At 43.5% G+C, this 14,503-nt stretch carries 13 protein-coding genes and 1 tRNA gene; 4 read left to right on the top strand and 10 right to left on the bottom strand.

All coding sequences use genetic code 11. The features are described 5' to 3' along the window. Positions 1 to 88 precede the first annotated feature (88 nt). The 7 genes from ABYB02_RS08525 to xerD all read right to left on the bottom strand — a co-directional run bounded on the left by ABYB02_RS08525 (position 89) and on the right by xerD (position 7,162). Positions 89 to 181: transfer RNA gene (locus ABYB02_RS08525), tRNA-Ser, on the bottom strand. Between the two features lie 128 nt (positions 182 to 309). Continuing rightward, on the bottom strand, positions 310 to 492 hold the full coding sequence (locus ABYB02_RS08520) for a hypothetical protein (protein ID WP_372762043.1): 183 nt from the start codon (positions 490 to 492) through the stop codon (positions 310 to 312). A 348-nt stretch (positions 493 to 840) separates the two neighbouring features. Beyond that, entirely contained in the window at positions 841 to 2,376 is a 1,536-nt protein-coding gene (gene lysS / locus ABYB02_RS08515; protein WP_372762042.1) for a lysine--tRNA ligase, read from the bottom strand. 26 nt (positions 2,377 to 2,402) lie between these two features. Then, positions 2,403 to 3,501, bottom strand: a protein-coding gene (gene prfB, locus ABYB02_RS08510; protein WP_372762041.1) for a peptide chain release factor 2 whose coding sequence is annotated in 2 segments (ribosomal slippage) — positions 2,403 to 3,425 and positions 3,427 to 3,501 — 1,098 coding nt in all. Because the reading frame shifts where the segments join, the coding sequence is not laid out codon by codon here. Between the two features lie 140 nt (positions 3,502 to 3,641). Further along, a complete protein-coding gene (gene recJ / locus ABYB02_RS08505) occupies positions 3,642 to 5,363 on the bottom strand; it encodes a single-stranded-DNA-specific exonuclease RecJ (RefSeq protein ID WP_372762040.1) in 1,722 nt (573 codons plus the stop codon). An 82-nt stretch (positions 5,364 to 5,445) separates the two neighbouring features. After that, the gene (gene dsbC / locus ABYB02_RS08500; protein WP_372762039.1) at positions 5,446 to 6,174 is read right to left on the bottom strand and encodes a bifunctional protein-disulfide isomerase/oxidoreductase DsbC; all 729 of its coding nucleotides are present in this window, start codon (positions 6,172 to 6,174) and stop codon (positions 5,446 to 5,448) included. A gap of 61 nt (positions 6,175 to 6,235) precedes the next feature. Next, positions 6,236 to 7,162, bottom strand: a complete 927-nt coding sequence (gene xerD, locus ABYB02_RS08495; RefSeq protein WP_372762038.1) for a site-specific tyrosine recombinase XerD — start codon at positions 7,160 to 7,162, stop codon at positions 6,236 to 6,238. Between the two features lie 107 nt (positions 7,163 to 7,269). On the opposite strand from xerD, the gene fldB reads away from it, so the two are divergent. Next, positions 7,270 to 7,791, top strand: a complete 522-nt coding sequence (fldB, locus tag ABYB02_RS08490; protein ID WP_372762037.1) for a flavodoxin FldB — start codon at positions 7,270 to 7,272, stop codon at positions 7,789 to 7,791. A 138-nt stretch (positions 7,792 to 7,929) separates the two neighbouring features. Here the strand turns inward: fldB and ABYB02_RS08485 are convergent, their stop codons facing one another. Beyond that, a complete protein-coding gene (locus tag ABYB02_RS08485) occupies positions 7,930 to 8,628 on the bottom strand; it encodes a tRNA1(Val) (adenine(37)-N6)-methyltransferase (RefSeq protein WP_372762036.1) in 699 nt (232 codons plus the stop codon). A 75-nt stretch (positions 8,629 to 8,703) separates the two neighbouring features. On the opposite strand from ABYB02_RS08485, the gene srmB reads away from it, so the two are divergent. Both srmB and ABYB02_RS08475 read left to right on the top strand, forming a co-directional pair. Further along, positions 8,704 to 9,930, top strand: a complete 1,227-nt coding sequence (gene srmB, locus ABYB02_RS08480) for an ATP-dependent RNA helicase SrmB (RefSeq protein ID WP_372762035.1) — start codon at positions 8,704 to 8,706, stop codon at positions 9,928 to 9,930. A gap of 218 nt (positions 9,931 to 10,148) precedes the next feature. Continuing rightward, positions 10,149 to 10,469, top strand: a complete 321-nt coding sequence (locus ABYB02_RS08475) for a BON domain-containing protein (RefSeq protein ID WP_372762034.1) — start codon at positions 10,149 to 10,151, stop codon at positions 10,467 to 10,469. 75 nt (positions 10,470 to 10,544) lie between these two features. On the opposite strand, the gene ABYB02_RS08470 is transcribed toward ABYB02_RS08475, so the two are convergent. Beyond that, a complete protein-coding gene (locus tag ABYB02_RS08470; RefSeq protein ID WP_372762033.1) occupies positions 10,545 to 12,722 on the bottom strand; it encodes a YgiQ family radical SAM protein in 2,178 nt (725 codons plus the stop codon). A 307-nt stretch (positions 12,723 to 13,029) separates the two neighbouring features. Between ABYB02_RS08470 and ABYB02_RS08465 the strand changes: the two genes are divergently transcribed. Continuing rightward, positions 13,030 to 13,563: an SRPBCC family protein gene (locus tag ABYB02_RS08465; RefSeq protein WP_372762032.1), complete on the top strand. Its 534-nt coding sequence runs from the start codon at positions 13,030 to 13,032 to the stop codon at positions 13,561 to 13,563. 227 nt (positions 13,564 to 13,790) lie between these two features. On the opposite strand, the gene ABYB02_RS08460 is transcribed toward ABYB02_RS08465, so the two are convergent. Further along, on the bottom strand, positions 13,791 to 14,503 hold a 713-nt coding region (locus ABYB02_RS08460; RefSeq protein WP_372762031.1), incomplete at its 5' end, for a TIGR04219 family outer membrane beta-barrel protein.

The following is a 14,503-nucleotide window of genomic DNA, read 5'->3' as shown; positions in this document are numbered from 1 at the left end:
CCGACCGCTCGGTTCGTAGCCGAGTACTCTATCCAGCTGAGCTATGCGCCCATACTTTAACTATTACAAGACTTGCCATTAAAAGAAATGGTGGAGAGGGAGGGATTCGAACCCTCGATAGAGCTACAAACTCTATACTCCCTTAGCAGGGGAGCTCCTTCGGCCACTCGGACACCTCTCCGTCTTGTGTGGCGTATAATAAAGACTTCAGAAAATATGTCAAACACTTTTCTAGCAAAAGTGTTTATGTGGTTACAGATTGCTCACCTAGCGGGTTTTAATATGAAATAAGTTTAAAAATCAAACAATTTATCTATTATGCTCTTCGGGAGCAACTCCCATTACCGGGACTAAATCATCACTTAATTCTGCAAGATACTCTTCTTGATAACCTAGCATTTGAAACTCTGCAATACAGGCTCGATAATACTCTTGTCGTTGTTGTTCTTTTGTACAGTCAATCGCTGTATCTTCAACGCGGTTATTTTTCATATTATTATTCATAAGTCCATTTGAGAATTTTTTAGAGCCAGCGCTGCTATAGCGCCCCTAAATTTATTTAATAGTGTAACGAAAAACATTACATTTGTGCAACATAATGTTTAAAAAACCAGCTTGTCATAGCGTGAGCCGTTCATTCTGAACATTTAACGATATTACTGCGCTGACAAAAGATTACTAGCGTTACCGTGTTAATTACGCGATCTCGCACAACATAATGTGCTTTTTTAACTATGTTGGCAATTCGAGCATAGTCGTAGAATCATGCTAAATTAACAGCAGACACAAAAACGCCGCTATAACAGCGGCGTTTTAATGTAATACACTTTGCAGCTAAGCTTAGTCAGCTTGAGGGCGCATGTGCGGGAACAAAATAACATCTTTGATCGTGGGTGAGTCAGTAAATAACATCACTAAACGGTCAATACCTATGCCTTCACCCGCTGTAGGCGGTAAGCCATATTCTAGCGCACGAATATAATCTTCATCGTAATGCATCGCTTCGTCATCGCCAGCGTCTTTTTCTTCCACTTGACGAGTAAAGCGCTCTGCTTGGTCTTGTGCATCGTTAAGCTCAGAGAAACCATTAGCCAACTCACGACCGCCAACGAAAAACTCAAAACGGTCAGTGACAAATGGGTTTTCGTCGTTACGACGTGCCAGTGGCGATACTTCCCACGGGTAACCGGTAATAAACGTTGGTTGAATAAGCATGTGCTCAGCAGTTTCTTCAAATATTTCACACAAGAACTTACCTGGGCCCCATACACAATTTTCTGGAATTTTAACGTGTACTTGCTTAGCGTACGCTTTTAATTGTTCAAAATGGTTTTCTGGGTCGTTAAATACCGCCGCATCAAACTCTGGGTTATATTTTAAAATCGCGTCGGCCATGCTTAAGCGCGTAAACGGTTGACCAAAATCGTACTCTACTGAATCGATTACTTCGCCGTTTTCGTCTTTGGTGGTATTAACCACAATTGGGCTACCCAATACGTTAGTTGCTACGGTACGTAACATCTCTTCGGTGATATTCATCAGGTCGATGTAATCAGCGTACGCTTGGTAGAATTCAATCATAGTGAATTCTGGGTTGTGGCGCGTCGATAACCCTTCGTTACGGAAGTTACGGTTAATTTCAAATACGCGGTCAAAGCCACCCACTACTAAGCGCTTTAAGTACAGCTCAGGTGCAATACGTAAGTACATGTCGATATCAAGCGCATTATGATGCGTTACAAACGGACGTGCCGACGCACCACCCGGAATCACCTGTATCATCGGTGTTTCAACTTCCATAAAGTCGCGTTCTGCTAAAAAGCGACGAATACCTTCAACTACCTGCGAGCGAATGCGGAATGTTTCACGCGTGGCTTCGTTAGTAATTAAATCAACATAACGTTGACGGTATTTCGTTTCTTGATCAGATAAACCATGGAATTTTTCTGGTAGTGGTCGTAGTGACTTAGTAAGCAATTGATACTCAGTCATTTCTACGTATAAGTCGCCTTTACCTGATTTATTAAGTGCACCTTTAACACCAATAATATCGCCAATATCAAGCTGGCCATATTTTGCTTTAAGGTCTTTTTGTACGTCTTTAGAGGCGTAAACTTGCACACGGCCTTTCATATCTTGAATAGACATAAAAGGACCACGCTTCGCCAAAATACGTCCCGCAATCGACACTACTTGTTGTAGTTCGACTAACTCTTCTTTGCTTTTATCACCAAACTGGGCTTGCAAATCGGCCGTGTAATGCTCACGACGGAATTGGTTTGGATGACCGTTGGCTGGGCAATTTTCGCGTATCGCATCTAATTTGCCACGACGCTCAGCGATTAACTTGTTTTCGTCTTGGATTTGATCAGTCATTTTTTAGCTCTTTATTAGCTTGGTGGTTATAAACCAGATTTTAAGCTGGCTTCAATAAATTTGTCTAAGTTACCGTCAAGTACCGATTGGGTATTACGGTTTTCAACGCCGGTGCGTAAATCTTTTATGCGGGCATCGTCGAGTACGTATGAACGAATTTGACTACCCCAACCAATATCTGACTTGTTGTCTTCTTGGTTTTGTTTTTCAGCATTTTGCTGCTGTAGCTCAAGCTCAAATAACTTTGCTTTTAGCTGCTTCATGGCTTGGGCTTTATTTTTATGCTGCGAACGCTCGTTTTGACACTGCACCACAGTATTGGTGGGCACGTGTGTAATACGTACCGCAGATTCGGTGGTATTTACGTGCTGACCACCAGCACCCGATGCACGGTATACGTCGATACGTAAATCCGCTGGATTGATATCGATTTCAATATTATCGTCTATTTCTGGGTACACAAACGCAGATGCAAACGAGGTATGACGACGGCCACTTGAATCAAATGGGCTTTTACGCACTAAACGATGCACGCCAGTTTCGGTACGTAACCACCCATAGGCATACTCGCCAACAAAGCGCACAGTGGCTCCTTTAATACCGGCAACGTCGCCATCGGTGGCTTCTACCAGTTCAACTTTAAAGCCTTTCGCTTCACCCCAGCGTAAATACATACGCAATAAAATATTACACCAATCTTGTGCTTCAGTGCCGCCTGAGCCTGATTGTAAATCAAGGTACGCATCATTTGCATCGTGAGCACCTGAAAACATGCGGCGGAACTCTAAGCCTTCTAGCTGCTCGTTTAAATCGTTAAGTTCGCTTTTTGCTTCTTCAAACGTATCTAAGTCTTCGGCTTCTACCGCTAGCTCAACTAAGCCTTCGACGTCATCGGTACCGCTCACTAAGGTGTCGATTGTTTCAACAACCGCCTCTAGGGCTGACTTTTCACGACCAAGAGCTTGTGCGCGCTCAGGTTCATTCCACACGGCTGAATCTTCAAGCTCGGCGTTAACCTCTTCTAAACGCTCTTGTTTATGAGCATAGTCAAAGGTACCCCCGAAGCAGTTCAGTACGTTCGCGAATTTCCTTGATTTGATTAATCACAGGATTCACTTCAAACATGTACATTACTCCAAAATGGTTATTGCGCACTAAAAAAGCAGCTTGGTGCAGCAAAAAATCGTCAAATATTAAAAACGCCCGATTTTAACAAAAAACCGTGCGTTTTATTAGCACTTTATGCATTCTATTATCGATATTTTTTAAGCGACTTTTTCCAATTCTCGAACAATTAATTGTAAGCTGAATTTGCCTCTAAATTCGTTAATATCGAGCTGGTAGGCTGCTTTAACAAATTGCGCGTTATTATCGGGCCATTGCTTGACATCGATACCAAATGCGATGCCATCTACTAAGCGTCCCGATTGATGCTTTAATACCAATTTTAAATGTTTTTCACCAACAATACGCTGCTGGATTAACTCAAAGGTGTGTTCAAATACCGGCTCCGGAAATTGCTGTCCCCATGGTCCGGCTTGTTTAATTAACTGCGCAAATTCCATGGTAAAACAGTCGCTAGGCAGCTCACCATCGGTAAGTACAATGCAGCGCTTACTTTCTTCGCTAAGCTGCGCGCTAACCGCGCTATCAAACGCACGTTTAAATTCATTAAAGTGCTGTTCGTTAATGCTCAGCCCAGCTGCCATGGCATGACCACCAAATTTGCTGATTAACGCAGGGTTGGCGGTATTTAACCCTTCAAGTAAGTCGCGTATATGCAGCCCTTCAATTGAGCGACACGAGCCTTTTATTTCACCGTTTTCGCCACCGGCAAAAATCACCGTGGGGCGGTGATATTTTTCTTTTAAGCGTCCCGCTAAAATGCCGATCACGCCTTGGTGCCAGTCATCTTGGTATAAGCAAATAGCATCGGGTACGTTGTCATCGTTAAATGCCAGTTTATCGAGTACCGCTTGTGCTTCAGCTTGCATGCCCTGCTCTATTTCGCGCCGCGCAAAGTTTAAACTATCGAGTTCGCTGGCAATGCGCCTTGCTTGATTTATATCGTTACTGAGTAAACAAGCAATGCCTAAACTCATGTCCTCTAATCGTCCTGCGGCATTTAACCGCGGTGCCAGTGAAAAACCAAAGTCGCTGGCACTTAAACGCGCCGCATTTCGGTTCGCCACTTCAATAAGTGCCGTAATACCCGGGCGGGTTTTGCCACTGCGAATACGCGCTAACCCTTGGTGTACTAAAGTGCGATTATTTGCATCCAATGCCACCACATCGGCCACCGTACCCAGCGCTACTATATCAAGTAAATCGGCTAAGTTTGGCATTGGCTGCTGAGTAAAGTAGCCTTGCTCACGCAGTACGCTGCGCAGTGCTATCAGTAAGTAAAATGCCACACCCACACCGGCAATCGATTTAGATGGGAAGTCGCAATCGTGCCTATTTGGGTTAACAATTGCATCGGCATTAGGCAGCTGCTCACCTTGTAAATGGTGATCGGTAACTAACACTTTAATACCCGCCGCTTTTACAATGTCGATCCCCGCAATACAGGATATACCATTATCTACGGTGATCACTAAATCCGGCTTAAGCTGCACTATTTGCGCGGCTAAGGCAGGGCTTAAGCCATAACCTAGACTAAATCGATCGGGCACCAAATAATCGACGTGCTGAAAGCCAAACATGGCTAAGCCTTGCATTAGCGTCGCGGTACTGGTTGCGCCATCGGCATCAAAGTCGCCAACAATTAAAATATGGCTTTGAGCGTGCAGTGCGCTAATTAATAACTCGCAGGCTTTATCTATGTCTTTAAACAACTTAAAGTCGTGTAGCGTAGCCGCACTATTATTAAGCTCCTCGGCATGGGAAACATTACGCGTGGCATAAATTTGCTTAATTACCGGATGCAAATGGCTCGGTAAATGGGAGTCATCAACATGCTCTCGCGCTTGGATCATTTTTTTCATGCGGGGGGTAACTTCTCTGGTTGATCATAAAAATACAAAAAAAGGCCTTACGGCCTTTTTACGCGCTAAATTGCAGCGCTTATTAAGGGGCTTTACTCGCATTGAGTGCCGCACTTAATGCCGCAGCTGGCTGGTAGCCTGGGATCATGGTGCCATCTTCTAATACGATAGCTGGAGTACCGGTAACACCGAAACTTTGCCCTAGCTGGTAATGCTCTGCAACAGGTGCATTACACCCTTTAACGTTAGTGGTACTGGCACCCGCTTTGGCGCTAGTGAGTGCTTCTTGCTGATCTTTAGCACACCACACATTCATGAGGTCGGTATAACCTGAACCTTGCAAGCCGCCACGTGGAAACGCTAAATATTTAACGGTAATACCCGCTTCCAGTAAATCGTCTAATTCACGGTGTAATTTACGACAGTAACCACAGCTAATATCGGTAAATACGCTAATGCTGTGTTTTTCGTTAGGCGCTTTATACACTATCATTGAATCTTCGTATTCACTTAATCCCGCTTTGCGTACCCCATTAAGCGCTTGCTCGGTGAGATTGCTGCGGTTATCAAGGTCGATAAGCGTGCCTTGCATTAAAAACTGACCATCTGGGCTGGCATACAATACCCCTTTATTGGTGATCAGTTCTTTTAAACCGGCTACTGGGCTGGGGTTTATTTGCTTAACGGTCACACCAAGCGCGGCAAATTTAGTAACAATAGGATCATTAGCGTTAGGAGTGACAACCACACCATCCGCAATAGCACTTATACTCGTGCATAACATGGCACTGGCTAACATTAATTTTTTCATAATTCTCTCTATTTTTATAACTAACGATTAATTGACCGGCTGAGTAGCCATTAATATTCATTTAAGCACGTGGATGATGCTGCGCATGCACTGATTTTAAGCGCTCATTGGCAACATGCGTATAAATTTGTGTAGTCGACAAATCACTGTGACCTAACATCATTTGTACCACTCGCAGGTCTGCCCCATGATTTAATAAGTGGGTAGCAAACGCATGACGCAGTGTATGTGGTGACAAAGGCGATTCTATGGCAGCCAAAATAGCATAGTGTTTAATACGATGCCAAAAAGTTTGTCGGGTCATCCCCACACCGCGCTTGGACGGAAAAACAAAGTCGGTGGCATGTTTTATCATTTGTCCGCGGCCTACTTTTAAAAACTGCTCTAGCCAGTACATGGCTTCTTCACCAAGTGGCACTAAGCGTTCTTTATTGCCTTTGCCTTTAACAAACACCACAGCTTGGCGCAGGTTTATTTGCTCAATCCGTAACCCCACCAATTCACTTACTCGTAGACCCGTGGCATACAGCAACTCCAGCATGGCTTTGTCGCGCATGCCCATTGGCTCTTCAACATTAGGCGCATTCAATAACGCTTCCACCTCGGCTTCCGACAAAGTTTTAGGTAACGACTGCCCCGCTTTAGGTTGGGCAATATTAAGCAGCGGTGAGTCACTAATTAACTTTTCACGCACAAAGTACTGATAAAAACGTTTTAGTGCACTGATGCTGCGCGCCGTACTGCGCGGTTTTAAGCCTAAGTCAACGCGGTGTGCTAAGTAGCTTTCAATATCAACACCGCTCACGTCCAGCAAGCTTTTGTGTTTAATAAACAAGCAAAACTTATCTAAATCACTGCGATACGCCGACAAGGTATTTTCACTCACCCCTTGCTCTAAATATAAGTTATCTAAAAAAGTTTCTAGGTAATCGCGATTGCTATTGGCGTCAGTATTTGTTTCGGGAAACTCATCAGCTAGCGTTGTCACTATAGTGTTCTCATTTGGGTTATAGCCAGGCTCTAAGGTATCAATTAAACACACCTTACGGTAGAATTGAGTTTATCATATCAAGCAATTACACAGTGATAAATACAATGCAGATTGGTTTATTTTTTGGCTCTACAACCTGCTACACCGAAATGGCGGCAGAAAAAATTCGCGACATTATTGGTGCCGATATCGTGAGCTTGCACAACATTAAAGACGAACCCCTTAAAAATGCAGAGCAATACGACTTTGTTATTTTTGGTATTTCAACTTGGGATTTTGGTGAAATACAAGAAGATTGGGAGTCGAAATGGGACGACATAAAAGACGTAAACTTAACCGGTAAAACCATTGCGCTATTTGGCATGGGCGATCAACAAGGTTACGGCCAGTGGTTCCAAGATGCACTGGGTATGCTGCACGATGAAATAAACACACAACACTTTACCCAGCTGGGTTTTTGGCCAAACGACAGCAGCTATGAATTTGAAGCCTCTAAAGCACTCACCCAAGATGGGACACATTTTGTTGGCTTAGCACTGGATGAAGACAGCCAATACGAGTTAAGTGACGAGCGTATCGCTAGCTGGGTTGAACAAATCATGACTGAGTACAGCGAATCGCTTTAACTCCCTGCGTTTTACCTATTTGGTTGCAATTAAAGCGCCGTAACGCTGCGCTTTAATTGTATTCACTCCGCTATTTGTTAGCAGTATTGATTGCGATAAAACGCCAATATAACCCCACTATGCTCAACAACCCGCATTTTACATCTTCAAATAAAACGCTTTACATAAGGCAATGTAAGCTGCGCTATAGTGATTGTTTGCATCGCGGATGCACAGGGTTGACTGCTCAATCGCTGTTTTTATATAACTAAAGCTCATTAAACTGCGGCTAAACGCTTTATCTGGCGTGCTGTTTACTTGGCAGTGTGTATTTAAATACAGCCCAAGTTGCTCAGCGTATTCAATAAATAATAGCGCCTCGGTGGTTGGCAAAATTAAACTCAGCCGCGACTTGGCATGACTCAAACGTTTAAACGCCTCTATTAGCTCAGCAAAACTTAAGCCATCGGTATGGCGCGCTGCATTACGCGCTGCATTTTCACCTTTTAAACTGTGATTAAAATACGGTGGATTAGCTATCACTAAATCAAACGCGTGTGTGCTGTAAAATGTTTGAATACTTTGCTGGTATAGCGCGATATCGGGCCAAGGACTCGCAGCAATATTTTGACATGCTTGGCGATACGCATTTGGATCGATTTCCACCGCAGAGACCACTAAGTCGGGGCGGCGTTGTTTACACATTAATGCCAGTAATCCCGTGCCGGTGCCTATATCTAATAGATTATTGCCATTCGTTAAGTTAGCCCAAGCACCGAGTAAAATGCCATCCGTAGATACCTTCATTGCGCACTGATCGTGGGCGATATTAAATTGCTTAAATGCAAAACCAGACATTTTTTCACCTTTTCATTCACCAAGTAGGCGTAACCGAGTATAATTAGTGCCATTGTCCTTTATTTTTGACACTCTATGCAATTTTCTGAATTTGATCTTGATAACAAGCTACTCGACGCAATTAATAAAATGGGTTACGAAACCCCCACCAGCATTCAACAACAAGCTATCCCTGAAGCTCTGCAGGGGCGTGATATTTTAGCATCTGCGCCTACTGGCACCGGCAAAACTGCGGCATTTTTAATTCCGGCCATTCAATATTTACTCGACTTTCCACGTCGTGAACCTGGCTTTGCGCGGGTATTGATCATGACCCCGACGCGTGAGCTGGCATATCAAATTCATGAGCAATGTGAACTACTTGCCAAGCGCACCCAATTAAAAATAGGGGTGGTTACCGGCGGTATTAATTACGGCACGCATAAAGATATTTTTGAAAAAAATAACGACATTTTAATCGCCACCCCTGGGCGTTTAATGGAATATTTAGAAACCGAAAACTTTCATGCCGAACACGTCGAAATGCTTATTATTGATGAAGCCGACCGTATGCTAGATATGGGCTTTAAAAAAGAAATGAGCCGCATTTGTGATGAAGCTAAAAACCGTCGTCAGTGCTTTTTATTCTCCGCAACGCTTGAAGGCGACAGCGTAGAACGCTTTGCCGAAAAAACCTTGAACGATCCAGCACTGCTTGAAGCGGAGTCGTCGCGTAAAGAAAAAGCTAAAATTCACCAGTGGGTGCATTTAGCCGACGATTATCACCATAAATTAGAGCTATTAGTTAATACGCTAAACGACCCAGACGTAACAAAAGCGATTGTGTTTGTTAAAACCCGCGAACGTTTAGAAACGCTGATTGGCGAGCTGACCACCAATGGCGTCAAAGCAGCTTGGTTACGCGGCGAAATGCCACAAGATAAACGCATGAAAGCAATGGAAAACTTCCACAGCGGCAAAACGCGTATTTTAGTGGCCACCGACGTCGCGGCGCGCGGTATTGACGTGTCGGATATTAGCCATGTTATTAACTTTGATTTACCACGCACTGCCGATGTATATGTACACCGTATTGGCCGTACTGGTCGTGCTGGTAAAAAAGGCATTGCAATTTCGCTGGTCGAAGCACACGACATTGGTATTTTATATAAGATTGAACGCTATATAGAGCAGAAACTAAAACGTCGTATTTTTAAAGGATTAGAGCCTAAGCATAAAGAAGCTAAGCCACCGGCAAAAAAGCGTAAAGATCCAGTAAAAATGAAAGCTAAGAAAAAAGCCAAGGTTAAAAAGAAAAAATAACCTGCATTTTAAAGTTACTGAGCCGACGACTGTCGGCTTTTTTATCGCTTTAAATAATGTAACTCATACTCACTTTTAGTGTAAAAGTTGCTTAGCTGAATTGCCACTTAATAAAAATCACTTATATTTCAGCGCGTTAAAAATGGCACTAAACTTGTAGTTAGATGAATAACTAAGTCAATTTGGCTTCCTATTCACTGTAACGCAAGGATTAAGTTATGAACCGCTTCAAGTTAACGATTTCTTTTGTTTCATTTTGTTGTTTATTTTTATTAGCTTGCGCAACTAAAGTGAGTGCAGCAACCAACCTCGCCGTAGTCAGCAGTGTCGCTACTCAAGCTAACTTACAGCAAGCCATTACACATACTCTGCGCACTAACCCTAACTTAACGCTAAACAATATTCGCGTGCAGGTTAAAAACGGTGAAGTGGATTTATTCGGTAACGCCCCCACCGGTTTTCAACGTGCCTTAGCACAAAAGTTTTTAGAAAATATTGAGGGCATCACCGTGATCCGCAATAAAATTAGTATTCAATAACGCCCCTAATAACTACAAAAAAAGCGCAGCGGGTAAATAACACGCTGCGCTTTTTTTTGAGCGGTTGAGTGGTATTTAATTTGCTCTTTGGCGGTTACCCGCTACCTTTGGCTTGGTATTGGCTTTTTTAAATTGACTAAACCCCGTGTGACGCGTTAATGCTGGACGCCCGCCTCTGTTATTGCCGCCTTTGCTTACACGTTCATCGCGCCCTTCTTCTGGTACTAAGCAATGAGGCGCTTTACCAATTAAGTTTGCTTTGCCCATTTTGCGTAATGCTTCACGGATCATCGGCCAGCCCGCCGGATCATGGTAACGCAAAATCGCTTTATGTAAGCGACGTTGACGCGCCCCTTTTGGTACCGGCACCACTTCGGTATTATTTTTAATATTGCGCAGTGAATTCATTTCGGTATGGTAAATCGTGGTGGCATTGGCCATCGGCGAAGGGTAAAAGTTTTGCACCTGATCGAGCTTAAAGTCGTTCGATTTAAGCCACAACGCCATGTTAACCATGTCTTCGTCTTCCGTGCCTGGATGCGCCGAAATAAAGTACGGAATTAAATACTGCTTTTTGCCCGCTTCTTTTGAGTACTTCTCAAACAGCGCTTTAAACTGATCGTATGCGCCCATACCCGGCTTCATCATTTTTGACAACGGCCCTTCTTCGGTATGCTCCGGTGCTATTTTTAAGTAGCCACCCACATGGTGAGTAACTAACTCTTTTACGTAGCGTGGATCTTGCACTGCTAAGTCATAACGTACGCCCGAGGCGACTAAGATTTTTTTAATCCCTTTTACTTCACGCGCTTTGCGATATAACTCTATGGTAGGCGTATGATCGGTATCCATATGGTTACAAATATCAGGAAACACGCAGGATAAACGCCGACAAGTGCTCTCGGCTTTTTTACTGGTACAGCCTAGCTTGTACATGTTAGCCGTGGGCCCGCCTAAGTCAGAAATAACCCCAGTAAAGCCCGGCACTTTATCTCTAATTTGTTCAATTTCTTCAATAATCGACTCTTGTGAGCGGCTTTGAATAATACGTCCTTCATGCTCGGTAATAGAACAGAACGAACACCCACCAAAACAGCCACGCATAATATTCACCGAGGTTTTTATCATGTCGTAAGCAGGAATTTTCGCATCACCATAACTCGGGTGCGGTACCCGTTGATATGGTAAACCAAACACCGCATCCATTTCATGAGTTTCCAGTGGAAATGCTGGCGGGTTGACCCAAATAGAACGATCGCCATGGCGCTGATAAATAGCACGTGCGCAACCAGGGTTGGTTTCTTGGTGCACAATACGCGAGGCATGTGCATACAAAGGTTTATTAACGCTTACTTGCTCAAAGGCCGGTAATTTAACGTAGGTTTTTTCCCACGGTTTTTGTCGTGCGGGCTGAATAGTGATAACTTGCGCTTCACGGGTTACATCAACACCGGCTTGTTTAAACTCAGATTTACTACAACCGACATCATCGGCACCGTATGGATTTGGAATAGGGTCGATTTTACCAATTTTATCAATGGCGGTAGAGTCACTGCCGCGCCAACCGGGTAACGGCTCTTTACGAATAACCGCCGTGCCTCGCACATCTTGAATGGTATCGGTGCTTTCGCCTGCCGCGATACGGTGAGCCACTTCAATCAGTGGCCGTTCGGCATTGCCGTATATCAAAATATCGGCTTTTGCATCAAATAATACACTGCGGCGTACTTTTTCTTGCCAGTAATCGTAATGTGCTACACGGCGTAAGCTTGCTTCAATACCCCCTAAGATTAATGGCACATCTTTATACGCTTCGCGGCAACGCTGCGAGTAAATTATGACTGCTCGATCGGGGCGCTTGCCGCCCACATTGCCAGGAGTATAGGCATCGTCGTGACGCATGCGTTTTTCGGCGGTATAACGGTTGATCATCGAATCCATGTTACCGGCGGTGATACCAAAAAATAAGTTAGGCTTACCCAGCGCCATAAACGCATCTTTAGAGCTCCAATCTGGCTGAGCAATAATACCCACTCTAAAACCTTGCGCTTCAAGTACACGGCCAATCACCGCCATGCCAAAACTCGGGTGGTCAACATAAGCATCACCACTAATAATTATGATATCGCAGCTATCCCAGCCAAGTGCATCCATTTCTTCGCGCGTAGTAGGTAAAAATGGAGCAGTGCCATAACACTCAGCCCAATACTTAGGGTAAGAGAATAAGGCGCGCTTAGCTTTCAGTGAGCTCATTAAAGTGACCATCCGTTTAGTAACAAAAGGCGCAAATTATACCCTATAGCCACCCACCTTGATATAACATTAAGCTGAGCTAGCTATGCAACCTTGTTGCGCCAGTATTTATTTATATAATAGCGCTTTAAATATAAGCAGTTATATAACTTATAGCATTAACCGCAAGCGGTAAAATAGATCACTAAAGGTAACTGCTACTAGGTTATTATGCTAAATTAATAATACGTTATACTGAGGTAACGTTATCTAAAAGATAAAACGAGGTAGGCTTATTAAAATATTAACAGCGTTAATAAAATTTTTAGTGGTGTTAGTCTTATTGGTTGTGGTGATTGGTTTATTGCTACCACAAAGCTACAGCGTTAGTAAAAGCATTAACATAACTGCGCGCGCTGCGAGTGTAAAGCCACTCATAAGCGATTTTTCACAGTGGCATAAATGGTCACCGTGGAAAAAAATAGACCCCACCATTGAGTTTCAGCTGGGTGAGCCAAGTGCCGGTGTGGGTGCGCATCAGTCATGGCACAGCAAATGGGGCACGGGTGAAATGACGCTAAGCACACTAACCGACTCCACTATAGTGATTAATATTTTATTTGCTGACGAACATATTATTACCGGTGATATTTTATTTGTTGAGCACGCCAATAGCGTTACTGTTACCTTTAATGTGCAAGGCCAAGCCACACTACCACTGCTTTCAGGCTATATTGCGCTACTCAGTGAGTGGCTATTAAAAAACGCCCTCGCACAAGGGCTGAATAACTTAAAAACAGTAGCCCAGCTTAATGATGCGCAAACTATAATAGATAACCATCAATCCCAGCAGGTTCAATAGTATTACCAGGATAGTGAACACGCTGTTTTTGAGCTCAGTAAAAAACCTACCTACAGTGTGGTAATAGCAAATATAAAACAATTCACTTTAGGCAATTCGCATCAGTACGTAAGTTATTTTGAGGCAATAAAATCGAGGGGCTAAAATAGCAAGAAAGCGTAGCGTGGCATACAAAGAAGGGGAATACCACGCTACAAAGGTTTAATTAGTCATAAAACACGACTAACTTAAAAGTGTACTTGAATACCCGCAAACGGGCCCGATGCATCAATATCAGTAGTAATATCATCAACGTCATCTAGCTCGATGACCATAGAGCGGTAACCCGCTTTAACCGCCACATCTATTGCTAGGTTATCAATAAACTCCCAGGCAATACCCATTTGGTAATCGTGTAATTTACTGTCATCTATGGCTAAGAAGCTGCCCTCAAAAAACACACTTAAGCCGGTAAATGGTAAACCAGCTTCGGCACGACCATAAGCCAGTGGCACAAAACCAGAAAACTCAACCGTTTCGGTGTGATTTACATCACCTTGTAAGGTGGTACCGGTCACGGTAACTGCGCCGTCAAATTGCTTAGCGTTAATACCTAAATCGATAGAGATTAAATCGTTGTCAAAAATCTCGTAATATAAGGTGTAGTCAATATGGTTAAAATCGCTGACTGAATTTATATTCGTTTGCGTAACATAGTCTTTGCCGTTAAAGGTAAAGTTTTGATCAAGGCGCGTCGAGCCCGTTAACTCAAGCTCGGTGTACCTTAATTTAATGTTAGGTACTAACGGCACGGGGTGCTCTAGTGCAGCGTAATAGCTCACGAAAGTTTCATCTTCAAAATTAAAATTTTGCGCGGCATTATCTTGATAAGAGAAGCTACCCTCATTATCAGATTTCCAACCATCAACCCCCACATACAAACCTAATAAGGTGTCGGCGT

Origin of the sequence: Pseudoalteromonas sp. (assembly GCF_041613455.1) — a bacterium.
In the GTDB taxonomy this organism is placed as follows: Bacteria; Pseudomonadota; Gammaproteobacteria; order Enterobacterales; family Alteromonadaceae; genus Pseudoalteromonas.
This window is presented reverse-complemented; position numbering and strand designations above follow the sequence as displayed.